This is a genomic window from Paenibacillus sp. 102, from assembly GCF_039549175.1.
Taxonomy (GTDB): Bacteria; Bacillota; Bacilli; order Bacillales; family Bacillaceae_G; genus Bacillus_A.
Window position 1 is genome coordinate 33930 of record NZ_JBCGHT010000021.1, and the last position, 25286, is coordinate 59215.

At 38.1% G+C, this 25286-nt stretch carries 25 protein-coding genes, 1 rRNA gene and 2 other annotated features; all 26 genes read right to left on the minus strand.

Annotated elements, in window-relative coordinates; translation table 11 throughout:
• Positions 1 to 26 precede the first annotated feature (26 nt).
• Positions 27 to 3557, minus strand: a complete 3531-nt coding sequence (gene rpoB / locus AAIE21_RS25545) for a DNA-directed RNA polymerase subunit beta (protein ID WP_343269293.1) — start codon at positions 3555 to 3557, stop codon at positions 27 to 29.
• Positions 3558 to 3847: 290 nt separating this feature from the next.
• Positions 3848 to 4447, minus strand: coding sequence for a class I SAM-dependent methyltransferase (locus AAIE21_RS25550; protein WP_343269294.1), 600 nt, complete (start codon positions 4445 to 4447; stop codon positions 3848 to 3850).
• Between the two features lie 75 nt (positions 4448 to 4522).
• Positions 4523 to 4882 carry a 50S ribosomal protein L7/L12 gene (rplL, locus tag AAIE21_RS25555; protein ID WP_343269295.1) on the minus strand — a complete coding sequence of 120 codons (360 nt, stop codon included), beginning with the start codon at positions 4880 to 4882 and terminating at the stop codon, positions 4523 to 4525.
• Positions 4883 to 4949: 67 nt separating this feature from the next.
• On the minus strand, positions 4950 to 5450 hold the full coding sequence (gene rplJ, locus AAIE21_RS25560) for a 50S ribosomal protein L10 (RefSeq protein WP_017150118.1): 501 nt from the start codon (positions 5448 to 5450) through the stop codon (positions 4950 to 4952).
• 40 nt (positions 5451 to 5490) lie between these two features.
• Positions 5491 to 5634, minus strand: a sequence feature (ribosomal protein L10 leader region).
• Between the two features lie 49 nt (positions 5635 to 5683).
• Positions 5684 to 6376: a 50S ribosomal protein L1 gene (rplA, locus tag AAIE21_RS25565; RefSeq protein ID WP_003205496.1), complete on the minus strand. Its 693-nt coding sequence runs from the start codon at positions 6374 to 6376 to the stop codon at positions 5684 to 5686.
• Between the two features lie 182 nt (positions 6377 to 6558).
• Entirely contained in the window at positions 6559 to 6984 is a 426-nt protein-coding gene (gene rplK / locus AAIE21_RS25570; RefSeq protein ID WP_001085872.1) for a 50S ribosomal protein L11, read from the minus strand.
• Positions 6985 to 7153: 169 nt separating this feature from the next.
• Positions 7154 to 7687, minus strand: coding sequence for a transcription termination/antitermination protein NusG (gene nusG / locus AAIE21_RS25575; RefSeq protein WP_000415795.1), 534 nt, complete (start codon positions 7685 to 7687; stop codon positions 7154 to 7156).
• Positions 7688 to 7818: 131 nt separating this feature from the next.
• Complete coding sequence (gene secE / locus AAIE21_RS25580; RefSeq protein ID WP_003194325.1) at positions 7819 to 7998, minus strand: preprotein translocase subunit SecE; 180 nt, start codon at positions 7996 to 7998, stop codon at positions 7819 to 7821.
• Between the two features lie 32 nt (positions 7999 to 8030).
• Positions 8031 to 8177, minus strand: a complete 147-nt coding sequence (gene rpmG, locus AAIE21_RS25585) for a 50S ribosomal protein L33 (protein WP_002055487.1) — start codon at positions 8175 to 8177, stop codon at positions 8031 to 8033.
• A gap of 130 nt (positions 8178 to 8307) precedes the next feature.
• Positions 8308 to 8967, minus strand: a complete 660-nt coding sequence (locus AAIE21_RS25590; RefSeq protein WP_003194323.1) for an RNA polymerase factor sigma-70 — start codon at positions 8965 to 8967, stop codon at positions 8308 to 8310.
• 67 nt (positions 8968 to 9034) lie between these two features.
• On the minus strand, positions 9035 to 9547 hold the full coding sequence (locus AAIE21_RS25595) for an NYN domain-containing protein (protein ID WP_343269296.1): 513 nt from the start codon (positions 9545 to 9547) through the stop codon (positions 9035 to 9037).
• 2 nt (positions 9548 to 9549) lie between these two features.
• A complete protein-coding gene (gene rlmB, locus AAIE21_RS25600; protein ID WP_026593154.1) occupies positions 9550 to 10293 on the minus strand; it encodes a 23S rRNA (guanosine(2251)-2'-O)-methyltransferase RlmB in 744 nt (247 codons plus the stop codon).
• A complete protein-coding gene (locus AAIE21_RS25605) occupies positions 10290 to 10697 on the minus strand; it encodes a Mini-ribonuclease 3 (protein WP_343269297.1) in 408 nt (135 codons plus the stop codon). The genes rlmB and AAIE21_RS25605 overlap by 4 nt, the downstream gene beginning before the upstream one ends.
• Positions 10698 to 10699: 2 nt before the next feature.
• A complete protein-coding gene (gene cysS, locus AAIE21_RS25610) occupies positions 10700 to 12097 on the minus strand; it encodes a cysteine--tRNA ligase (protein WP_343269298.1) in 1398 nt (465 codons plus the stop codon).
• Positions 12078 to 12743, minus strand: a complete 666-nt coding sequence (gene cysE / locus AAIE21_RS25615; protein WP_343269299.1) for a serine O-acetyltransferase — start codon at positions 12741 to 12743, stop codon at positions 12078 to 12080. The genes cysS and cysE overlap by 20 nt, the downstream gene beginning before the upstream one ends.
• A 302-nt stretch (positions 12744 to 13045) precedes the next feature.
• Positions 13046 to 13293: a binding site (T-box leader), on the minus strand.
• A gap of 49 nt (positions 13294 to 13342) precedes the next feature.
• On the minus strand, positions 13343 to 14800 hold the full coding sequence (gene gltX / locus AAIE21_RS25620) for a glutamate--tRNA ligase (RefSeq protein ID WP_343269300.1): 1458 nt from the start codon (positions 14798 to 14800) through the stop codon (positions 13343 to 13345).
• 89 nt (positions 14801 to 14889) lie between these two features.
• The gene (gene ispF / locus AAIE21_RS25625; RefSeq protein WP_343269301.1) at positions 14890 to 15366 is read right to left on the minus strand and encodes a 2-C-methyl-D-erythritol 2,4-cyclodiphosphate synthase; all 477 of its coding nucleotides are present in this window, start codon (positions 15364 to 15366) and stop codon (positions 14890 to 14892) included.
• A gap of 106 nt (positions 15367 to 15472) precedes the next feature.
• Positions 15473 to 16156, minus strand: coding sequence for a 2-C-methyl-D-erythritol 4-phosphate cytidylyltransferase (gene ispD / locus AAIE21_RS25630; RefSeq protein WP_343269302.1), 684 nt, complete (start codon positions 16154 to 16156; stop codon positions 15473 to 15475).
• A 16-nt stretch (positions 16157 to 16172) separates the two neighbouring features.
• Positions 16173 to 17285: a PIN/TRAM domain-containing protein gene (locus AAIE21_RS25635; protein ID WP_343269303.1), complete on the minus strand. Its 1113-nt coding sequence runs from the start codon at positions 17283 to 17285 to the stop codon at positions 16173 to 16175.
• 160 nt (positions 17286 to 17445) lie between these two features.
• Positions 17446 to 18519: a DNA integrity scanning diadenylate cyclase DisA gene (gene disA / locus AAIE21_RS25640; protein WP_343269304.1), complete on the minus strand. Its 1074-nt coding sequence runs from the start codon at positions 18517 to 18519 to the stop codon at positions 17446 to 17448.
• 3 nt (positions 18520 to 18522) lie between these two features.
• Positions 18523 to 19899: a DNA repair protein RadA gene (radA, locus tag AAIE21_RS25645; RefSeq protein ID WP_343269305.1), complete on the minus strand. Its 1377-nt coding sequence runs from the start codon at positions 19897 to 19899 to the stop codon at positions 18523 to 18525.
• Positions 19900 to 19995: 96 nt separating this feature from the next.
• Positions 19996 to 22431, minus strand: a complete 2436-nt coding sequence (clpC, locus tag AAIE21_RS25650; protein ID WP_343269306.1) for an ATP-dependent protease ATP-binding subunit ClpC — start codon at positions 22429 to 22431, stop codon at positions 19996 to 19998.
• 22 nt (positions 22432 to 22453) lie between these two features.
• Positions 22454 to 23518, minus strand: coding sequence for a protein-arginine kinase McsB (mcsB, locus tag AAIE21_RS25655; RefSeq protein ID WP_343269307.1), 1065 nt, complete (start codon positions 23516 to 23518; stop codon positions 22454 to 22456).
• A 4-nt stretch (positions 23519 to 23522) separates the two neighbouring features.
• Entirely contained in the window at positions 23523 to 24071 is a 549-nt protein-coding gene (gene mcsA, locus AAIE21_RS25660; protein WP_343269308.1) for a protein-arginine kinase activator protein McsA, read from the minus strand.
• 147 nt (positions 24072 to 24218) lie between these two features.
• The gene (locus AAIE21_RS25665; RefSeq protein WP_343269309.1) at positions 24219 to 24680 is read right to left on the minus strand and encodes a CtsR family transcriptional regulator; all 462 of its coding nucleotides are present in this window, start codon (positions 24678 to 24680) and stop codon (positions 24219 to 24221) included.
• Between the two features lie 359 nt (positions 24681 to 25039).
• Positions 25040 to 25155: ribosomal RNA gene (gene rrf, locus AAIE21_RS25670) — 5S ribosomal RNA — on the minus strand.
• Positions 25156 to 25286 lie beyond the last annotated feature (131 nt).

Genomic DNA, 25286 nt, shown 5'->3' on the forward strand with positions numbered 1-25286 from the left:
CCCTTTTAGTCTACAGGTTATCCCAATTATTCCTTTGTTGCCTCAACTTCGATATTTAATTTATCTGCGGATTGATGATCATCATCTTCTGTATCACGCATTTCAATTTCTGTATCGTCGCTAGACATCATCTTAACGTCCATACCTAAGCTTTGTAGCTCTTTAATCAATACTTTGAATGACTCTGGAACGCCTGGTTCTGGAACATTTTCGCCTTTAACAATCGCTTCATACGTCTTAACGCGGCCGACAACATCATCAGACTTCACTGTTAAGATTTCTTGAAGAGTATAAGCAGCACCGTAAGCTTCAAGTGCCCAAACCTCCATCTCACCGAAACGTTGTCCACCGAATTGCGCTTTACCTCCAAGAGGTTGCTGCGTTACAAGTGAGTACGGTCCAGTAGAACGAGCATGAAGTTTATCGTCAACCATGTGCGCAAGTTTGATCATATACATGACACCAACAGATACGCGGTTGTCGAATGGTTCACCAGAACGTCCATCATACAGAACTGTCTTAGCATCGCGTGCCATACCAGCTTCTTCGATTGTTCCCCATACATCTTCCTCACGAGCACCATCGAATACTGGTGTTGCAACGTGGACACCTAGGTACCTTGCTGCCATACCAAGATGAAGTTCTAACACCTGACCGATATTCATACGAGATGGTACCCCTAATGGGTTCAACATGATATCGATTGGTGTGCCATCTGGTAAGTAAGGCATATCTTCTTCCGGTAAAATACGGGAGATAACACCTTTGTTACCGTGACGACCGGCCATCTTGTCACCTTCAGAGATTTTACGTTTTTGAACGATATATGCACGTACAAGTTGATTCACACCAGGTGGCAATTCATCGCCATCTTCACGGTTGAATACTTTTACGTCTAAGATAATACCGCCACCACCGTGTGGTACACGTAATGATGTATCACGTACTTCACGTGCTTTTTCACCAAAGATTGCATGTAATAAACGTTCTTCTGCTGTTAATTCTGTTACACCTTTTGGCGTTACTTTACCAACAAGTAGATCTCCGTCTTTTACTTCAGCACCGACACGAATAATACCGCGTTCGTCAAGGTTGCGAAGTGCATCTTCCCCAACATTCGGGATATCACGTGTAATTTCTTCTGGTCCAAGCTTCGTATCACGTGCTTCTGATTCATATTCTTCAATATGGATAGAAGTGTACACATCATCTTTTACAAGGCGCTCACTCATAATGATCGCATCCTCGTAGTTATAACCATCCCATGTCATGAAGCCAACAAGCACGTTACGTCCAAGTGCTAGTTCACCTTTTTCCATAGAAGGACCATCCGCAAGGATTTCACCTTTTACAACTTGATCCCCAACACTTACGATCGGGCGTTGGTTGTAACAAGTTCCTTGGTTAGAACGAATGAATTTTAACATTTTGTAGCGATCTAAATCGCCTTTTACTTTTTGTCCGTCAACTTCTACATAACGGCGTACCCAAACTTCACGTGCTTCTACACGTTCAACAGTACCCGGGTGTTTACAGATTACTGCAGCACCTGAATCTTTTGCTGATACGTACTCCATACCTGTACCTACAATTGGTGATTCCGGATTCATTAACGGAACCGCCTGACGTTGCATGTTCGCACCCATAAGTGCACGGTTAGAGTCATCGTTTTCTAAGAACGGAATACAAGCTGTCGCTGCAGATACTACCTGCTTTGGAGATACATCCATGTAGTCGATACGCTCTTTATTTGTGACAATGTTTTCACCACGGAAACGAGCTACGATATCCTCATCAAGGAATTCCCCTTCTTCAGATAATTTCATATTCGCTTGGGCTACAACATAGTTATCTTCTTCATCTGCTGTTAAGTAATCAACATGGCCCGTTACAAGACCAGTTTCTGGGTCAACACGACGGTATGGTGTTTCAATGAAACCAAACTCATTTACTTTCGCGAATGAAGATAATGAGTTAATCAAACCGATGTTTGGTCCCTCTGGCGTTTCGATTGGACACATACGACCATAGTGAGAGTAGTGAACGTCACGTACTTCAAAGCCTGCACGCTCACGTGTTAAACCACCAGGTCCTAATGCAGATAGTCTTCGTTTGTGTGTTAACTCTGCTAATGGATTTGTTTGGTCCATGAACTGAGATAACTGAGAACTTCCGAAGAACTCTTTAATAGATGCAATAACCGGGCGAATATTAATTAACGCTTGTGGTGTAATTGCATTTGTATCTTGAATCGACATTCTCTCACGAACAACACGTTCCATACGAGAAAGACCGATACGGAATTGGTTTTGTAATAACTCCCCTACAGAACGCAGACGACGGTTTCCTAAATGGTCAATATCGTCTGTATCTCCTACTTTGTATAGTAAGTTAAAGAAGTAGCTAATAGAAGCAAGGATATCGCCTGGTGTGATGTGTTTTACGTCACGAGTGATATTTGCATTCCCAATTACATTGATAGAACGTTCACCGTCTGACTCTGGAGCATAAATCTTAATAGATTGCAGCTCAACATCGCCTTCTACCACTCCACCCATTGGTTTCGCTGTCTTGAATCCAATGTTTTTCTCTAAGTAAGGTAAAATGCGATCTAGTGTACGACGGTCTAAGACTGTTCCTTCTGCCGCTAAAATTTCTCCAGTTTCTGGATCTACTAATGTTTCAGCTAAGCGTTGGTTAAACAATCTGTTTTTAATGTGTAACTTTTTGTTGATCTTGTAGCGACCTACATTTGCTAAATCGTAGCGCTTTGGATCAAAGAAGCGAGAAACAAGCAAGCTTTTCGCATTTTCTACTGTTGGCGGTTCACCTGGGCGTAGACGCTCATAAATTTCAAGCAATGCTTTTTCTGTACTATCTGTGTTGTCTTTTTCTAGCGTATTGCTTAAGTATTCGTTATCACCTAAAAGCTCGGTGATTTCTTGATCAGAGCCAAACCCTAATGCGCGTAACAAAACAGTTACAGGAAGTTTACGCGTACGGTCGATACGCACATATACAACATCCTTAGCATCTGTTTCATACTCTAACCAAGCTCCGCGGTTTGGAATTACAGTAGCAGTAAAACCACGTTTTCCGTTTTTATCCACTTTGCCACTATAGTATACGCTTGGAGAGCGAACTAACTGGGAAACGATAACACGTTCTGCACCGTTAATTACGAATGTTCCTGTCTCTGTCATGAGTGGGAAATCTCCCATGAACACATCTTGTTCTTTTACTTCACCAGTTTCTTTGTTGATTAGACGAACTTTCACACGAAGTGGTGCTGCATACGTCACATCACGCTCTTTGCATTCTTCTACAGAGTATTTAGGTTCACCTAAGCTGTAGTCGATAAATTCAAGCGATAGATTTCCCGTAAAGTCTTCAATCGGAGAAATGTCTTGGAACATTTCTCGCAAACCCTCATCAAGAAACCACTGATAAGAAGAGGTTTGAATTTCGATAAGATTTGGTAACTCTAATACTTCACTAATACGGGCATAACTTCTTCGTTGGCGGTGGCGTCCGTATTGAACTAGTTGACCTGTCAACTGCTTCACCCCTCAAATCATGAGTATTATAAATGCACAAAAAAATTTGTGCAAAATCACAAATAAATACAGCTAACGCTATTAGCGTAGCTCTTTCTCTCAAAGATAGATACGTTGAGTCTTTCTACCTGCTCAAAAAAGAAAAATGGCTTCTATAAGAAAACCATCATTCTGTTTCATAATCTGCTGATTTTACTATCTTTTCCAAGAGAAACAAAAATATACATATTTCTCAACGCAGAAAATCATATATTGGCATTGTATAATGTTAACATAGCCAAAAATAACCGTCAACGTTTTTTTGATTTTATGATATAATATCCTTTTTTCTTTTCTACAACCTCAACTTCAGAAAATGTTTCCTCTAGTTTTTTAAGCGCAGATGGTGCACCTTGTTTCTTTTGAATAACAATCCAAAGCTCCCCACCTGGCACTAGATGTTGCACAGCTTTTTCTAAAATCTCATGCACGATATGCTTACCAGCACGAATTGGAGGATTAGATAGAATAACAGCGTACTTGCCATCTACATTTTCATAGACGCTACTTTGGAAAATACGAACGTTTTCAACTTTGTTATTAGCAGCATTTTCTTTTGCAAGTCCAAGTGCCCTTTCGTTCACATCCACCATGTGAACACTACGCTCTTGAAACTCTTTTGCCAACGACAAACCGATTGGACCGTATCCACATCCGACGTCTAATACATCACCTTTAATATCCGGCATTTGAAACGCTTCAATTAAAAGACGAGAACCAAAGTCCACCTCGTTTTTCGAAAACACCCCATGGTCAGATAAAAAAGCAAATTGAGATCCTCGCAATGTATATTCCCATCGTTTACGATCACTTTTGCTCGAAGGGTCGTTAGAAAAATAATGGTCTGCCATATGGCCACCTCTTTTCTTTACAGTTAAAAAAAAAGCCCGCATAAGAGCGAGCTTTTTTAAAGCTTCAAAAGTTAATTACTTAACTTCTACAGCAGCGCCAACTTCTTCAAGTTTAGCTTTCATTTCTTCAGCTTCTTCTTTAGAAGCGCCTTCTTTGATTGCTTTTGGAGTGTTGTCAACTAATTCTTTAGCTTCTTTTAAGCCAAGACCAGTGATTTCACGAACAACTTTGATAACTTTGATTTTTTGTCCGCCAGCACTTTCAAGTACTACGTCAAATTCAGTTTGCTCAGCAGCAGCTTCACCAGCGCCACCAGCTACAGCTACAGGAGCAGCAGCAGTTACGCCGAATTCTTCCTCGATAGCTTTTACTAAGTCGTTAAGTTCTAATACAGTCATAGATTTAACTGCTTCAATGATTTGTTCTTTAGTCATTGTAAATATCCTCCCTTAAATAGGTTTGTATTGTTTTATCGATAACACGTAATTATCTTTTAAAAAATTAAGCGCCTTGCTCTTCCTTTTGATCTGCAACTGCTTTAGTAGCAAGTGCAAGGTTACGGATTGGAGCTTGAAGAACGCTAAGAAGCATAGAAAGTAAGCCTTCACGTGATGGAAGAGTAGCGATAGCTTTAACCTCATCAAGTGTTACAAGTTTACCTTCGATTACGCCCGCTTTAATTTCTAAAGCTTCATGATCTTTAGCGAAGTCGTTTAATACTTTTGCAGGAGCAACTACATCCTCGTTACTGAACGCGATTGCGTTTGGTCCTGTTAAGAATTCATTTAACTCAGCCATTTCAACAGATTCTGCAGCACGACGAGTTAAAGAGTTTTTGTAAACTTTGAACTCAACGCCAGCCTCACGTAAGTTTTTACGTAATTCAGTTGCTTCAGATACTGTTAAACCACGGTAGTCAACAACAATTGTAGATTTACTTTCGCGAAGTTTATCAGCGATTTCAGTTACAACTTGTTGTTTAGTTTCGATTGCTTTGCTCATGTTATTACACCTCCTGTAGATTATATAGAAGATGTACCGAAAGTGCACTAAAAAACCTCCATGCCCAGTTGTAGACATGGAGGCATATAGTCACAGAAAAAAATTCCGCTTCGTATATTAACACCTAGGTAGGAAATTAAGCCAAGTTGGCGCCTACTGTCTACGGTACACTATTTAAATTCACAACATAAATGATTATATTAAAACTTCTTTATGAAGTCAACTTCCAATTTTTACGCGATTGTAGAAACGTCTACACGTACGCCAGGTCCCATTGTAGAAGCAACAGTTGCATTCTTCATGTAAGTACCTTTTGCAGCAGCTGGCTTAGCTTTTAATAGCGTATCAGCAATTGTTTTGAAGTTTTCTACTAGTTTAGCATCTTCGAAAGATACTTTACCGATTGGAACATGGATATTACCAGCTTTATCAACGCGGTATTCAACTTTACCAGCTTTGATTTCGTTAACAGCTTTTGTTACATCGAAAGTAACTGTTCCAGTTTTAGGGTTTGGCATTAAACCTTTAGGTCCTAATACACGACCAAGTTTACCAACTTCACCCATCATGTCAGGAGTTGCTACTACTACATCGAAATCGAACCAACCTTGTTGGATTTTACCGATGTAATCAGTATCGCCTACGAAGTCAGCGCCAGCAGCTTCAGCTTCTTTTGCTTTTTCGCCTTTAGCGAACACTAATACACGTTGTACTTTACCAGTACCGTGTGGAAGAACAACTGCACCACGAATTTGTTGGTCAGCTTTCTTAGGGTCAACACCTAAACGGAATGCAGCTTCTACAGTTGCATCAAATTTAGCTGTGTTTGTTTTCTTTACTAATTCTACTGCTTCTGTTGCAGAATAAGCAGTTGCACGATCAACAAGCTTCGCAGCTTCTACGTACTTTTTACCTCTTTTAGCCATGTTTATTTCCTCCTTGAATGTGGTTTTAGCGGAATAACCTCCCACGTTTACGCCTTCATTTCGGGAAACCCCCGAGGATGTGCGCCCATCCATTTATTTAAAAACGATACTCATTTACGATAATAAAGGTTGCGAATTGGAATTCCAGACCCGCAACCTTTTTTACAAAAAAACAAATCGAATTAGTCTTCGATAACGATACCCATACTGCGCGCAGTACCTTCAACCATACGCATTGCAGCTTCTACGCTAGCAGCGTTTAGGTCAGGCATTTTTGTTTCAGCGATTTCGCGTACTTTATCACGCTTAACAGTTGCCACTTTATTACGGTTTGGTTCACCAGAACCAGACTCAATACCAGCTACTTTCTTAAGAAGAACAGCAGCAGGAGGAGTTTTAGTAATGAAAGTGAATGAACGGTCTTCGAATACCGTAATTTCAACAGGAATGATAAGACCAGCTTGATCTGCTGTACGAGCGTTGAACTCTTTACAGAAGCCCATGATGTTAACACCCGCTTGTCCTAATGCTGGACCAACTGGTGGAGCTGGGTTAGCTTTACCTGCAGGAATTTGAAGTTTTACCATTTTAATTACCTTTTTAGCCACGAGACACACCTCCTTAAGTCCGTGATGTGGTCAATTGGGCAGTGATTTGCCCTCCCACTTCATATTTTATCTGTAACGATAAAATCTTTTTCAAAAAACGTCTCCGTTACCGAAGACGTACTGACTTAAAAGATATTATCACTTTTTACAATTCATTTCAAGTTTCATTTTATAATTTTTCAATTTGATGGAAATCCAGCTCGACCGGTGTTTCACGACCAAACATATCTACAAGCACTCTTACCTTTTGTTTTTCCATGTCAATCTCTTCGATTGCGCCTGTATAGTTCGCGAATGGCCCTTCATTTACACGTACTGTTTCATGAAGTTCAAAGTCAAAATCAACCACTTCATTGTCCATTCCCATATGCTTCATAATGGTAACAACTTCCTCTTCTAATAAAGGAGATGGTTTTGAACCTGATCCAGAAGATCCAACAAAACCTGTTACACCCGGTGTATTACGAACAACATACCAAGAATCATCAGTCATAATTAGTTCAACTAATACATAACCTGGGAATACTTTTCTTTTTGTTAATTTTTCTTTTCCGTTTTTCATTTCTACTTCTACTTCTTCCGGAACAACAACACGGAAAATTTTATCTTGCATTCCCATTGATTCTACACGTTTCTCTAGGTTTGCTTTTACTTTATTTTCATATCCAGAATAAGTATGGACAACATACCAACTTTTTTCCATTCATTTAGGACGAGCGTCCTTCCCTCCCTGACGTACATTTTTTTGTGCAAATGAAAAAACCCGTTCATCGGGCTTTTACACAGTTCGTATAAATAACATTATATCATGGATAAGTGCTTCTTATTCAAGAATTAACCAAGAATTAACCGAATTAAAGAAGAAATACCCATGTCAACTACTGCAAAGAAAACTGCAAAAAACACAACCGTCGCAATAACGGTAGCTGTCGAACGAAGTAATTCATCTTTCTTAGGCCAACTTACTTTTTTCATTTCGCGACCTACATCGCCGAAAAAGTTCGTCAAACGCATTTACGGGACCTCCAGTGTATTGTTTCGATTATTTATTTTGTTTCCTTATGAACTGTATGCATATTGCATGTTTTACAAAATTTCTTTATCTCAAGTCGCTCTACTGAGCTCGTATCTTTCATTGTGGAGTAGTTTCGGTTCTTACACTCTTCACATGAGAGTACAACTTTTTTCCTCATTTGTTACACCAGCCTTGTAACATTATGTCCCTAAAAATGTATCATACAATAAAAGACAATGTCAATGACATGCCGCTTACTACCTTACAAAAAGAAAGCAGGAGAATCTTTTTCTCCCCTGCAACATATACTATGAGTTTAAAGTTGTATTTTCTCTCATTTCCATATATCGTTCAAGCTTTCTTTTTACACGCTGCAAGGCATTATCAATGGACTTCACATGCCTGTTTAACTGCTCTGAGATTTCTTGATAAGAACGACCATCTAAGTATAAAGAAAGAACTTTTCTTTCTAAATCGCTTAATAATTCAGATATTTTAAGTTCTATGTCGGTATATTCTTCCTGACTAATAATCATCTCTTCAGGATCAGTCACCTTCGCTTCTGAAATAACATCTAATAGCGTACGATCAGATTCCTCATCGTAAATCGGTTTGTCTAAAGAAACATACGAATTTAAAGGAATATGTTTTTGTCTCGTTGCTGTCTTAATAGCAGTAATAATTTGACGAGTAATACATAACTCAGCAAATGCTTTAAAAGAAGATAGCTTGTCCTCTTTATAATCACGAATGGCTTTAAATAATCCAATCATACCTTCTTGAACAATATCTTCCCGATCGGCACCTACTAAAAAATACGATCTTGATTTTGCGCGAACAAAGTTCTTGTACTTGTGAATTAAATATTCAAGAGCATCAATATTACCTTTTCGAACTAACTCAACTATTGCCTCATCCTCTAAATCGCGAAACGTAACGTTGTTGGTACTTACGAAGCCTGTTTCCACTTTGATCCCTCCGACCGCTATTTATTTAGAAATATTATACAGTAAGCGCGTGAAGAGCGTCAATGCTTCAACGCTCTCCTCGTCTTAATTTTTCCAATTTTTCTGCAATATCTTTACTAAATATTGTTCGCATAGCTGGTTGTTTCTCTTTTACCTCTTGCGTTTGATGGCGCACTTGTTGTTCCATCGCCTGTACTTCTATTTCTAGTTCACGGGCTGACTTCCTAAGCGCTCCTTGTGCAAAAATAACCCACTGCTCCGTATAATCAGAAGTTGCAACATAAATTTGCGTATTAATGTTACGAAGTTCAATCGCGAGCTGTTCAATTTTTTCATCAGCGGTTTGATTTTTCCTTGTGAAAATAACTTCAACACGCGATTGCTTCATTTTCTTTTCAATACCTTGAACTGTATAAGCATCAAATACAATCATTACTCTTGTTCCTGTGTAACCTTGATAATCGGCCATCTTATCAATTAACGCTTCCCTTGATGCCTGTAAGTCTACATCCCTCAACTTTTTCAAGTCTCTCCAAGCCCCAATAATGTTGTAACCATCAACGATTAAGATATCATTCATTTTCACTCACCGATTTGGTGACGTTTACGATATACCTCATACATTAACAGACTTGCAGCTACTGAAGCATTTAAGGATGTAACTTTACCAACCATCGGCAAGTTAATTAAGAAATCACATTTTTCACCAATAATACGGCTCATACCTTTTCCTTCACTACCAATTACTAATCCTATCGGCATATTACCATCTAAATTACGGTAATCTGTTTTCCCTCTTGCATCTGTACCCGCAATCCAAAGACCGCGCTCTTTTAAATCATCAATTGTTCGAGATAAGTTTGTCACGCGAGCAACAGGAATATATTCAATTGCTCCTGTTGAAGCTTTTGCAACTGATGCTGTAAGACCGACAGCTCTTCTTTTCGGGATAATAATCCCATGAGCACCTGTTGCATCTGCCGTACGCATAATAGAACCTAAATTATGAGGATCTTCAATTTCATCTAGAATTAAGAAGAACGGATCTTCATTACGTTTAGCAGCTGCTTCAAATAAATCCTCTAATTCTGCATATTGATAGGCTGCTACCTGTGCAATTACACCTTGGTGATTTCCTTCAACAAGTTGGTCTAATTTTTTCTTTGGTGCATGCTGCAAAATGATTTTATTCTCTTTCGCTAACGCTAATACAATTTGCACTTGTCCTTTAGCAGCACCTTCTGCAATCCAAATTTTATTAATATCTCTCCCTGATCGTAACGCTTCAATTACAGGGTTACGTCCGATAATATACTCACTACTCATATTGATGCGCCCCCTTCCTTCGCTTCTAAAACATCAATTGCTTTATATACAAGTTCTTCTAATCTTCCACGGTTGTTTAATAAATAATGATAACCAAGCAACGCCTCGAAGGCAGTACTATAGCGATATGTTTGCACATCCGTATTTTTAGGAACAGAACCCGAATTTGCATTACGTCCTCTTCTTAATACCGCTTCTTCTTCCTCTGTCAAAAACGCTGTTTCTAGTAAATAATAAACAACTTTCGCTTGCGCTTTCGCTGAAACAAAGCTTGTCCCTAAACGATGTAATTGGTTAGGACGAACCGTTCCCTTTTGAAGAAGGTGATAGCGGATATATTGTTCATATACCGCATCACCCATATATGCTAACGCTAAGCTGTTTAATTGCTTTGCATCAATCATGCTTATCCTCTTTTCCATCTTGTACCTTGAGCGGTATCTTCTAAAATAATATTACGCTCTTTTAAATCATCACGAATTTGATCAGACAATGCAAAGTCGCGGTTTTTACGAGCCTCAATACGTTTTTGAATTAATGCCTCAATCTCTTCATCAAGCAATTCTTCTTTTGTTAATTCTAATCCTAAGATACCAAATAACGTTTCAAATTGTTTTACATACGCGCCAATTACAGCTTTTGATGTATGCTCTTCCAGTAGATATTGATTTGCGTGGTTTGCTAAATTATACAACTCAGTTATCGCATTCGCTGTATTAAAATCATCATTCATCGCTTCTTCAAATGCCAACTGGAATTTTTCTATTTCAGCTAACCATTTTTCATTATGGTCTGTTAAATCCGTGCTACTTTCCATACGGTGCTTTAAGTTACCGTATGCTGTTTTAATGCGCTCTAACCCATTATTCGTGCTCTGTAATAACTCTTCACTAAAGTTAATTGGGTGACGATAATGTACAGATAGCATAAAGAAACGAATTAACTGCGGATCATATTGCTTAATAATGTCATGAACTAAAATGAAGTTCCCTAATGATTTAGACATTTTTTCATTGTTAATATTAATATATCCATTATGCATCCAGTAACGTGCAAATGTTTTTCCAGTCAATGCTTCAGATTGAGCAATCTCATTTTCATGGTGAGGAAATGCTAAATCTTGCCCACCAGCATGAATATCAATTGTATCACCTAAATATTTGCGCGCCATTGCAGAGCATTCAATGTGCCATCCTGGACGACCTTTTCCCCAAGGGCTCTCCCAAAAGATTTCTCCTTCTTTCGCTGCCTTCCACAAGGCAAAATCAAGCGGATCTTGTTTCTTTTCCCCAACTTCAATACGTGCACCATGGCGCAGGTCTGCAATTGGCTGATGTGATAATTTACCATAACCTTCAAATTCCTTTGTTTTGTAATAAACATCACCTTCAGATTCGTATGCATATCCTTTATTCACAAGTTCCTGAATAAACTCGATAATGATATCCATATTTTCCGTTACACGAGGATGAACTGTAGCGTGCTTGCAACCTAGTGCAGTTACATCTTCAAAGTACGCTTCAACAAAGCGATCTGCAATCGTTGGAACATCTTCTCCTAATTCATTTGCCGCTTTAATTAACTTATCGTCTACATCCGTAAAATTGGAAACATACTGCACTTCATACCCTTTATACTCTAGGTAGCGACGTACTGTATCAAATACCATAGGTGGTCTTGCATTCCCAATATGAATATAGTTGTATACTGTCGGTCCACATACATACATCTTCACTTTATTTTCTTCTAAAGGAACAAACTCCTCTTTCTGACGCGTTAACGTATTATAAATGTGAATAGTCATTTTCATCCTTCCTTTCCACTTTTACTTCAAGTTGCTTTTTTACTTTCTCAAGTTCAGCTTCCATCACTTTTAATTTATCGAAAATTGGATCTGGCAGATCTGAATGATTCAATTCCTGACCTATCTTTACTCCATTTTGAATTACGACACGACCAGGTATACCTACAACTGTCGAATGCGCAGGAACTTCTTTCAATACAACAGAGCCTGCACCAATTTTGGAATTCTCCCCAACTGTAATGGATCCGAGTACTTTTGCACCAGTCGCAATAAGTACGTTATCTTGGATTGTTGGATGCCTTTTTCCTTTTTCTTTCCCTGTACCACCTAATGTAACTCCTTGATAAATTGTTACATTGTCTCCAATCTCACACGTCTCTCCAATAACAACCCCCATACCATGATCAATAAAAAAACGACGACCAATAGTGGCTCCCGGATGAATCTCAATACCGGTAAAGAAACGACTAACTTGTGAAATTAGGCGTGCGATAAAGAAAAAATCCCGTTTATAAAAGGCATGTGCAATTCGGTGTGCCCAAACTGCGTGTAATCCAGAGTAAGTTAAAATGACCTCGAAATAACTTCGTGCCGCTGGATCTTGTTCAAAAACGACTTCAATATCTTCTCGAAGCCTCTTAAACATCGATGTCCCCTCCCCTTTATGGGCTACTTTTCTGAGTGAACCGATTTACCTCGCTATTCGCGGACAATCATACTTCCACCTCAACATTTAGCAAAAGCAAAAAGTTAAGTTGGAGATAGACTATCCGTAAAGGCCCGATTAGTAAAAACTCATAATTAGTGAGGCATGAAGAAAAACATCCACTGATTAAAGTTTCACTTTATCGTTAACTCCCTTACTTGTTACCTAGTCTTTATCCACCTGTACAAAAATTTATACCTTTACCTATTATATGGTATAAAAAAAGACGCCCCTGTCAAATTGACAGAGACGCCTTATAAGCGCGGTTCCACTCTGTTTAGGCTTAAATACAGCCTCAAACTCATCATGATAACGGTTTATACCGCTTCTGCTTACTTTGCGTTCTTATGACGTTTCCCGAAACTCTTCTTTGTTCAGCAGAAGACTCGAAGGGGCATTTCAAAAATCCGCTTATAAACCACTTCCAGCCAAAAGGTGGTTCTCTCTGTAAAAAGCCTGATTTTCTACTTCTCCTTCTCGTCGCTTTCATTTATTAGGTTTTTTAAGTATTCTTATTATATTTCTAAATTCGTTAAATGTTAACCAATTACTTTACGAATACGATTTAAAACTTTTTCTTTTCCAAGAAGTGCAATTGCATTTGGAAGTTCTGGACCATGCGTTTGGCCAGTAGTTGCAACACGAATTGGCATAAATAAGTTTTTACCCTTATGACCCGTTTCTTTTTGAACAGCTTTAATTGCTTTCTTAATTGCCGCTGGTTCTACTTCCTCTAACGCTTCTAATCCTGTTGCAAATGCGCGAAGTACTTCAGGTACTTGTTCACCTTTCAATACTTCTTGTCCTTCTTCTTCATAGTCTACATGATCTTTAAAGAACATTTCAGAAAGCTCTACAATTTCAGCTCCAAAACTCATTTGTTCATGATATAAAGCAATCACATCACGAATCCAAGCTTGTTCTTGCTCGCTTACGTTTTCATTTACACGACCAGCTTTCACTAAATGCGGTAAACTTAATGCAACAACAGCATCTAGATCTTGCTTTTTCATATATTGGTTGTTCATCCATTTAAGTTTTTGAGAATCAAATAATGCAGGTGATTTTGATAAACGAGCTGCATCAAACATTTCGATAAACTCTTCTTTAGAGAAAATCTCTTCTTCTCCTACTGGTGACCAACCTAGTAATGCGATAAAGTTAAAGATCGCTTCTGGAAGATATCCAAGCTCTTTATATTGCTCAATAAATTGAATAATAGATTCATCGCGCTTACTTAATTTTTTACGACTTTCATTTACAATCAATGTCATATGACCAAACTGCGGGATATCCCATCCGAAAGCCTCATAAATCATCATTTGCTTTGGTGTATTAGAAATATGATCATCACCACGAAGAACGTGTGTGATTTCCATTAAATGATCATCTACTGCTACCGCAAAGTTATAAGTTGGAATACCATCTTTTTTCACAATAACAAAATCACCAAAGTCATTTGAGTGGAAGGCAACTTCATCTTTTACGATATCTTTAAATGTGTAATCGCGGTCAGCTGGTACGCGGAATCGAATACTTGGAATACGTCCTTCCGCTTCAAATTGCTTCACTTGTTCTTCTGTTAAATCACGGTGGTTACCTGCATAACGAGGTGTTTCACCACGAGCGATTTGTCCTTCGCGCTCTGCTTCTAATTCTTCCTCTGTCATGTAACACTTATAAGCTAAACCACGCTCTACTAAATCTTCATATAACTTTTTATAAATATCTAAACGTTCTGTTTGGCGATATGGGCCATATTCACCACCAACATCAACACCTTCATCCCAGTCCATACCGAGCCATTTCAAGTATTTCAATTGGCTTTCTTCACCACCAGCAACGTTACGTTTTACATCAGTATCTTCAATACGAATAATAAACTTACCATCTTGATGACGAGCAAATAAATAATTAAATAATGCCGTACGCGCATTTCCGATATGTAAGTGTCCTGTTGGACTTGGCGCATAGCGCACTCTCACTTGCTTTTCCATAATTGGTACACCTTCCATTCTTAATGTCAACACATTCTATAATTGTACACCAAAAAAATATGATTATCCATCTTGCAAATCAAAAATAACTATTTTTTCTGTAATAATACAACTGCTTGAGAAGCAATTCCTTCTTCTCTTCCTGTAAATCCTAATTTTTCAGTGGTTGTCGCTTTTACGTTAATATTGTCTATAGAAGTTTCTAACAACTCACTAATACGCTTACGCATACTTTCAATATGCGGGGCCATTTTTGGCTTCTGTGCAATGATTGTACAATCTAAATTACCTAACTCATACCCTTGCTCACGCACAAATTCCCAAACCTTTTGTAATAATACCGCTGAATCCACATCCTTAAAGGCAGGATCTGTATCTGGAAAATGTTTTCCGATGTCACCTGCAGCAATCGCTCCTAAACATGCATCAGCAATTGTATGTAAAAGTACATCTGCATCTGAGTGACCTAATAAACCTTTTTCATGCGGAATCTTAATTCCACCGATAATTAATGGTCTACCTTCTGCAAATTCGTGTACATCAAAACCTTGTCCAATTCGAAACATTTTACATCCTCCTCAAGCTAAACTACCGAAACTCATGATTTTATATCGATGAATCTATTAAGAAAAGCCCGGTAATTACCGAGCTTTCCTTAACATTATACCATCACTATCGTTCCTTCTGAACACGTAGGAAACTTTCAGCAATTAATAAATCTTCTGGTGTTGTTACTTTAATATTGTAATAACTACCCTCTACTACGCCTACTTCTTTTCCTATGCGTTCTACAAGGCTTGCATCATCGGTACCAAGGAAGCATCCTTGTTTTGCACTTCTGTGTGCTTCTAGTAAAAGCGCAACAGAAAACCCTTGCGGTGTTTGTACCGCCCTCAACTGAGAACGTTCAACCGTTTCAACAACCGTATTCTGTTCTACTTTTTTCACTGTATCTTTAACAGGTACTGCGCAAATAGAAGCACCCTTCTGCTTCGCTGTAGTTAATACAGCATGAATCATTTTATTCGTTACAAACGGACGTGCTCCATCGTGTACGAGAACGTAATCAACATGCTTCACATGTTGAACAGCATTATACACGCTATCTTGTCTTTCAGCTCCACCCTGAATAAACTGCACATCCTTCTGAATACGATACTTCTGTATTAACTCTTCAAAATAAGTGCGTTCTTCTTCATTAATTGCCATAATAATATTTTTACATGCTTTATCTTTTTCAAAGGCGCGTAACGTATGCACAATAATAGGAACTTCATTAATAAGCAAAAATAGTTTGTTTTTACCAGCGCCCATTCGCTTCCCTTGACCTGCAGCCGGAATAATTAATGTATACATGCTAATAATCCTCTACTTATAATGCTTTTTCTAATGACTTACGCTTTGCAAAAATCATGCGACCAGCAGATGTTTGTAGTACACTCGTAACGAGTACATCAAGTTGTGAACCAACATATTCCCTACCGTCTTCTACTACAATCATCGTACCATCATCTAAATAAGCAACACCTTGATTTTGTTCTTTTCCATCTTTAACAACATAAACACTTAATTCTTCACCAGGGAGCACAACCGGTTTAATCGCATTTGCTAAATCATTAATGTTCAGAACCGTTACTCCTTGTAGTTCAGAAACCTTATTTAAATTAAAATCATTTGTGACAACAGTACCACCAGTTATCTTCGCTAATTTCACAAGTTTGCTGTCCACTTCTTGAATGTCTTCGAAATCGCCTTCATAAATCTCTACTGGAATTGGCATTTCTTTTTGAATACGGTTTAAAATATCTAACCCTCTACGCCCTCGATTACGCTTCAATGCATCCGAAGAATCAGCAATATGTTGCAACTCTTCTAACACAAACTGCGGAATCACAATTGTTCCTTCTAGAAACTTTGTTTGACAAATGTCAGCAATACGTCCATCAATAATTACACTTGTATCAAGAATTTTCCAATGAGCTGAGCTTTTTTCTGCTACCGCTTCAGCCTCTTCATTTTCGCTATGATTATTTTTCTTTTTACCTCCGCGTTGTGGTAATGTAAATAACCCTAGCAATTCATTTCTCTTTTTAAATCCTACTTGGAATCCTAAGTAACCAAGTAAAAGTGTAAAGAAGATCTGTAATACAGTGCTAATGACTGGAATTGTAAATTCACGAATTGGTATCAAAATTAAATATGCAACAATAAGACCCGAGATTAACCCTAGCGTACCAAATAAAACATCTGTTACAGGCGCCTTTACAAGGGCCTCTTCAATATGTTTAATAAGCTGAACAATATAATCTACGAGCCAAAATGTTGTTAAGAATAAAATAATTGCACCAATAATTGCACGAACATATGAACCTTCAAGTAAAGGAACTGCACCAATGTCCAATACATTAATAACTTTCGGGATTAAATAAATCCCTAATGCTCCCCCGATTACTAAAAAGAAGAGCTGTACGATCCGTTTTAACATCCAACCACCTCCTACTCATTATTAACCATTGTTTTGCTAATCAAAACGCCGAATGCAAAAGCGGACGTGTCTTTTCATAAATTGTTTTATTTACCAATATATCATATCATATACCAAAAATGCGCTAGTGTCGTTATATTATGAAATCAATGTAATATTCTTAATTGTGTCTACTCATATATAAATGCTCTTGGATTCGTTTTAAACCTTCTCGTATTTTTTTCGCTCGAACTTCCCCAATTCCTTCTACATCATCTAACTCGTTAATACTCGCACGACAAACACCTTGCAATGTTTTAAATCGATTAATTAAGTTTTCAATAATAAGAGGTGGTACCCTAGAAATTTTACTTGTAATCCTATATCCTCTCGGTGTAACACTTTCCTCTAAACTCATTTGCCCTGGGTAACCAAGTAATTTCACTAAATCACTATCTTCTAAAAGTTGCGCATTTGCAAGTTCCTGTAATTTTTTCAATATTTGATAGTGATCCTGTGTCTTTTCCTGATAGTAATCTTTAATTAATAATGCTGCCTCCGCTTCCAAATCTGCCAATAACTCAGTAAGTTGTAAACGAATCAGTCTACCTTCTGTTCCTAATTCATGAATATAACTTAAGATTTCATTCTTAATACGAAGGACCATCTCGACGCTATGCAAGACATGGACCACTTCAGACATCGTAACAACTTCCTCAAACTCTAGAATGCCCAAGTTCGTAATACCATCATTCCATACTGCCTTGTATTTTTCTAAAGTTTGAATCGCCTGATTTGCCTTTGTCAAAATAACACCTATGTCTTTTAGTGTATAACGTAAACTTCCCTGATATAGCGTAATTACGTTACGCCTTTGTGAAATAGCAACAACAAGACTTCCCGTTTGCTTCGCTACGCGTTCTGCTGTCCGATGACGCATTCCTGTTTCAATGGAATCAATAGATGACTCGGGAACCAATTGTGCATTTGCAATTAAAATTTTACTTCCCGTCTCATTTAAAATAAGAGCTCCATCCATTTTTGCTAGTTCGTATAAACTAGCAGGGGAGAACGCACAATTAATATGAAACCCTCCATCAACAATGCTTTTAATCTGATCGTTATATCCAAGGACAATTAAGCCACCTGTTTGCGCACGAAGTACATTATCTATTCCTTCTCGCAGAGGTGTCCCTGGCGCAACAAGCTGTAAAATATTAATCATACTTTTAACACGTTGCTTGTTTTCTTCCATAGCCTAGCCTCCTAATGTCAAACGAAGCGCCTCTCCTAAATTAGAGACACCGACTACTTCAATCCCGTCAGGAATTGTCCAACCCCCTAAATTTTTTCGTGGGATGATGGCGCGCTGAAATCCTAATTTAGCCGCTTCTTGTACTCGTTGTTCAATTCTCGATACCCTTCTTACTTCTCCAGTTAACCCAACTTCTCCTATTACCGCATCCGTTGGTGCAGTTGACTTATCTCGAAAACTCGATGCAATACTTAAAGCAACCGCCAAATCAATTGCTGGTTCATCCAATCGTAATCCTCCAGCAACCTTTAAATAAGCATCTTGGTTTTGCAATAATAAACCTGCTCTTTTTTCTAGCACTGCCATAATAAGCGATACACGATTATGATCAATCCCTGTAGCCATCCTTCGTGGGTTTCCAAAACTAGTAGGAGAGATTAATGCTTGTATTTCTACTAAAACCGGCCTTGTCCCTTCCATAGAAGCAACCACTGTAGAACCTGCAACTCCAACAGGTCTTTCTTCTAGAAAAATCTCAGAAGGATTTAATACTTCCGCAAGACCTAATTCTTTCATTTCAAATATACCCATTTCATTTGTGGAACCAAAGCGATTTTTAACTGCACGCAAAATACGATATGTATGATGACGGTCTCCTTCAAAATAAAGAACCGCATCCACCATATGTTCTAACATACGCGGCCCTGCAATTGCGCCTTCTTTCGTTACATGTCCTACGATAAAAATTGGAATTCCTTTCGTTTTCGCAAGTTTCATCAGTTCGGCTGTACATTCACGTACTTGTGAAACACTTCCTGGCGCTGAGGTTACTTCTGGTAAATAAATAGTTTGAATGGAATCAATAACAACAAAGGAAGGGTTCATTTCGTCGATATGTGCCGCAATTCTCTGTAAATCTGTTTCTGAAACAACAAATAAGTTATTTCCATTTACATGTAGACGATCTGCACGAAGTTTAATTTGTTTTGCTGATTCTTCACCAGATATATACAATACATCGTACGAAGAATCCGCTAATTGCGATGATATTTGCAGTAATAAGGTTGATTTCCCAATTCCAGGGTCTCCTCCAATAAGTACGAGAGAACCATCTACAATTCCTCCACCAAGCACACGATTAAATTCTTGAAATTTCGTTTCAATCCTTGCTTCTGATTTTGTCTCTACTTCTGTAAGACGTCTTGGCTTCGTTACTTCCGTTTGAATCGCATTTGCATAGTTGATACGGCGCGAGGATACAACCTGTTCCATTTCTTCAACAAGGGTATTCCATTGTCCACATCCAGGACACTTCCCCATATATTTAGGTGACTGATAACCACATTCTTGACATATAAACTTCGTTTTCTTTTTAGCCATCTTGTTTTTTACTTCACTTCACTTTCATATGTAAACATATAATCCTTCTTGTACAAGAAAGAGGGCTATTATTTAGCCCTCTTCGTTTGTCTATACTTATTTTACCTTTTCTGCACTGCGAATGACAAATGATTCTCCTTCAGCATCAAAAACAACTTTTTGACCTTTCTCAATCGCTCCTTTTAGAAGTTCTTCTGATAATCGATCTTCCACATGCTTTTGAATTGCTCTTCGGAGTGGACGAGCACCATACTCACGATCAAATCCTTTATCAGCAATCGCTTCGATCGCTTTGCTTGTTAGCTCTAATTCAATCTCTTGTTCTTTTAATCGATTAACAAGTTGATTAACCATAAGCGTTACAATCTCTTGAATATGTTTTTTCTCAAGCATATGGAACACAATAATTTCATCAATACGGTTTAAGAATTCTGGACGAAATGCTTTTTTCAATTCATCCATCACTTTACCCTTCATATCTGAATAATCACGACTCTCATCTTGTACGTTAAAACCAAGGTGTTTATTGCGTTTTAGCGCTTCCGCACCAACGTTAGATGTCATAATCACAATTGTATTACGGAAATCAACTGTACGTCCTTTAGAATCCGTTAAGCGTCCATCCTCTAATACTTGCAGTAAAATATTAAATACATCTGGGTGAGCCTTCTCTACTTCATCTAATAGAACGACAGAATATGGTTTACGGCGAACCTTTTCAGTCAATTGACCGCCTTCTTCATATCCAACATATCCTGGAGGAGAACCCACTAAGCGCGAAGTAGAATGTTTCTCCATGTACTCAGACATATCAATACGAATCATTGCATCTTCATCACCGAACATGGATTCCGCCAAAGCTCTTGCTAATTCCGTTTTACCTACACCAGTTGGTCCTAAGAAGATAAATGAACCAATTGGACGCTTTGGATCTTTTAACCCCGCTCGTGCACGTCGTACTGCTTTCGCTACCGCGACAACAGCCTCGTCTTGGCCAATTACACGGTCATGTAAAATAGATTCTAGATTCAATAATTTATTTGTTTCTGTTTGTGCAAGTTTAGAAACCGGAATACGCGTCCACGTAGAAACAACATTTGCAATATCTTCTACTGTTACTTCTGAGTTTTCTTTTCCTTGTTGTTCTTTCCATTGACGTTTTGTATCTTCTAACTTTTCACGTAAACGTTGTTCCATATCTCGTAAAGAAGCTGCCTTTTCAAACTCTTGACTCTGTACGGCTGCATCCTTTTCTTTTCGAATTTCTTCAAGCTTCACTTCAAGTTCTTTTAAGTTGGGTGGTGTTGTATAAGAACGTAAGCGTACTTTTGAAGCTGCCTCATCGATTAAGTCAATTGCTTTATCAGGTAAGAAACGATCTGTAATATAACGATCAGAAAGTTTTACAGATGCATCAATTGCATCATCTGTAATGGAGACGCGGTGATGTGCCTCGTAACGGTCACGTAGTCCTTTTAAAATTTGAATCGACTCTTCTAAACTTGGTTCGTCAACATGAATTGGTTGGAAACGTCTTTCTAGCGCTGCATCTTTTTCAATGTATTTACGATACTCATCTAATGTCGTCGCCCCGATACATTGCAATTCACCACGTGCTAACGATGGTTTTAAAATATTAGATGCGTCAATTGCCCCTTCTGCACCACCTGCACCAATTAATGTATGAAGTTCATCGATAAACAAAATAATATTACCCGCTTGTCGAATTTCATCCATCACTTTCTTTAAGCGATCTTCAAATTCACCACGATACTTTGTACCAGCAACAACTGTACCCATATCTAACGTCATAACACGCTTATCACGTAACGTTTCCGGAACTTCATTATTTACAATTTGCTGTGCTAAGCCCTCAGCAATTGCTGTTTTACCTACACCAGGCTCTCCAATTAATACTGGGTTATTCTTAGTTCTGCGGCTCAATACTTCAATAACACGTTGAATCTCTTTACTACGACCAATAACGGGATCTAAGCGTCCTTCACGTGCAACAACTGTTAAATCTCGTGCTAAACTATCAAGCGTTGGTGTATTTGCATTTGCTGATGCACCACCTTGATGACCGGATGTAGCTTCATTGCTTCCAAGGAGCTGTAATACTTGTTGTCTTGCTTTATTTAAACTTACACCTAAGTTATTTAAAACACGTGCCGCAACACCTTCTCCTTCACGGATTAATCCTAGTAAAATGTGTTCCGTTCCGACATAAGAATGACCAAGCTTGCGAGCCTCATCCATTGATAACTCAATTACTTTTTTTGCACGTGGCGTATAATGAACCGTTTGAGACATTTCTGTTCCACGACCAATTAATCCTTCTACCTCTTTTTGTACTTTTTCTGGACTTAACCCAAGAGCAATTAACGCCTTTGCTGCAATTCCTTCTCCTTCGCGTACAAGCCCAAGTAAAATATGTTCTGTCCCAATATTATTATGTCCAATGCGAATTGCCTCTTCTTGAGATAAAGCTAATACTTTCTGTGCTCGTTCTGTAAATCTTCCAAACATCATAGAAATCGCCTCCTACTTGCGCTCAATTTTGTTCAATTCGTAGTCGTTCACGAATTAATGTTGCTCTTCGATAATCCCTTTCTTCCGGGCTTAAAGGACCACCCGCGTATTGCTGTAAAATTCCTGGCTGAGTTAATACCATCAACTCTGTTAAAATATTTCTTGATATATTTTTTATATAACTAAGATCAATGCCTAGCCGCATATCTGACAGACAAGTAGCTGCCTCTGCTGATTGAATTAATCGGCTATTAGCCAGTACACCATAAGAACGATATACTCGGTCTTCAAGTTCAATACTTGAATTTTTCTTAATCAGTTCTCGAGCTGCGTTCTCTTGTTGTATAAGCTGATGAACAACACTCTCTAAATCTGCTATAATATCTTCTTCTGGTTTTCCTAATGTCATTTGATTAGAAACTTGAAATATATTACCTAAGGCTTCGCTACCTTCACCGTATATTCCTCTTACAACTAAACCTAATTGTTGAATTGCTTGTATAATACGATTTATCCGTTTTGTCAAAACAAGCGCTGGTAAATGTATCATCACAGAAGCGCGTAACCCCGTTCCAACATTTGTAGGGCAACTTGTAATATAACCAAGGGATTCATCAAAAGCATATTCAACAGCTTCTTCAATCCAAGTATCCATTTGATTTGCGCTTTGCAGTGCTTCTGATAATTGCAATCCTGAGAACAAACATTGAATTCGCACATGGTCTTCTTCATTAAGCATTACACTTATATGTTCGTTTTCTGATAGTAAACAAGCACCAAATTCTGACCCGGCGAGATTAGGACTAATTAAATGTTTTTCTACTAAAACCCTTCGCTGAAGCGGCTTTAGTTCACTCATTTTTAATAGTTCAAAATTCCCAAAGGATTTTACTTTCTGATTTACAAGCTTCTTTTGAAATAAATTAGTAATCTGCTTAGCTTCTTCATCCGTTTGCATAACAGGGAAATGATAATCTTTTAAATTACGAGCCAAACGAATACGACTACTTAAAACAATATCAGAATTGGGGCCATCTCCCCTCATCCACGGGCTAATTGCTTCATTCATAATACGATCCAGTGACATAGAATTATTCCCCCTCTCTATGCTCACTAAGCTGATTTTCAATACTTCGAATTTGATCCCGCGCCTCGGCTGCTTTTTCAAATTCTTCTTTCTGTACACATTGCTTTAACTTTAGTTTTAGTTCATCTAATTCTTTCTTTAGATGAATATTTCCTTCCATACGCCCCGGAATTTTTCCACGATGTTGTGTATGCCCACCATGAAGCCGCTTCAACATTGGTTTTAGTTGTTCCTTAAACGTCTCATAACAAGAAGCACATCCAAAGCGTCCCACTTTTGCAAATTGCTTATATGTCATATTACAAGTTGGACATCGTAACACCCTTGCATCCGAAAAGCTATCCCCTTGATTTTCAAACGTTGATGGTTCTCCATGTAGCAATCCAGCTAGTAAATCATGAAAGGAAAAACTAGATTGTGGTGATTGAAAGAAAGACGTATAGCCATTTTGTTCTGCACATTGCTCACAAAAATGAACTTCCGTCTTTTGTCCGTTTATCACTTTTGTATAATGTAAAGCTGCTGGCCTTATATTACAATTTTGACAAGTCATCTTATATCCCACCTTTACAACAGGAACGATCTACCTCATGATACCTTTTATACATCGCTAGATTATTTTTTCCACTTAATCTTGCCTGTAAAAAGTCCCACTATAAAATGAATTACCGCTAAAAACATTTCTTAACAAAAGCTGTATTTATTTATATTTCAGTGTTCTTAACATTGCGCATAGTATTCGAGCCCTAAGTTCATCTCGGGAGGGTAACTCCATTAATAATACAGATCGATCTAATACGCTCAGCATAAGTTTTGCTTCTCGATTTGTCACAATATCTTCTTCCACTAATCGTATAATAATACTTTCCGCATTTCCTTGCGCAATACTATGCTCAATCATATGAAGCATTTGATCAATAATGTCTATATCGTCATGCAATTTGACTTTGATAATGCGAATGTAACCTCCTCCGCCTCGTTTACTTTCAACTACAAATCCTCTTTCTAACGTAAAACGAGTATTGATTACATAATTAATTTGAGACGGCACACAATCAAATTGATCCGCAATCTCATTTCTCTTAATCTCAATCACATTATTATTGCTTAAGTCAATAACTTGCTTTAGATATTGCTCAATGATATCAGATATATTTCTCATTTATCCGCCACCTTTATTGACTTTGACTATCTTTGACTTTAATTATATACGTATTAAAGAAATTTGCAACTCTTTTGCTTCTTCACTATCCTAACCAAAATTTTTCTTCTTTAATCACTCAATTTATTATTTAGATCTGTTTAAAAAATGCTGCGATTGCAATTACTCAAAAGGTAAAAGGCTTTTATCCCGCTATTTACGAGCAGTCCATAAAAATCTGATTGCTGAGGGCGAATCATTAGTGGGGAATGACAAAGTCCTTTGTTTATCAAAAGATATATATATCGAAGAAATTGATAAAACAGGAACTATTTTTTAGTATACAAAAAAGACGAGTCAAAATGACTCGTCTTAAAATTGCTTGGCGACGTCCTACTCTCACAGGGACAAGGTCCCAACTACCATCGGCGCTAGAGAGCTTAACTTCCGTGTTCGGTATGGGAACGGGTGTGACCTCTCTGCCATCATCACCAAACTATTGAAGGTATATTCCTTCAAAACTAGATAACATTTGCTACATATTATATGGTTAAGTCCTCGATCTATTAGTATTCGTCAGCTCCACATGTCACCATGCTTCCACCTCGAACCTATCAACCTGATCAT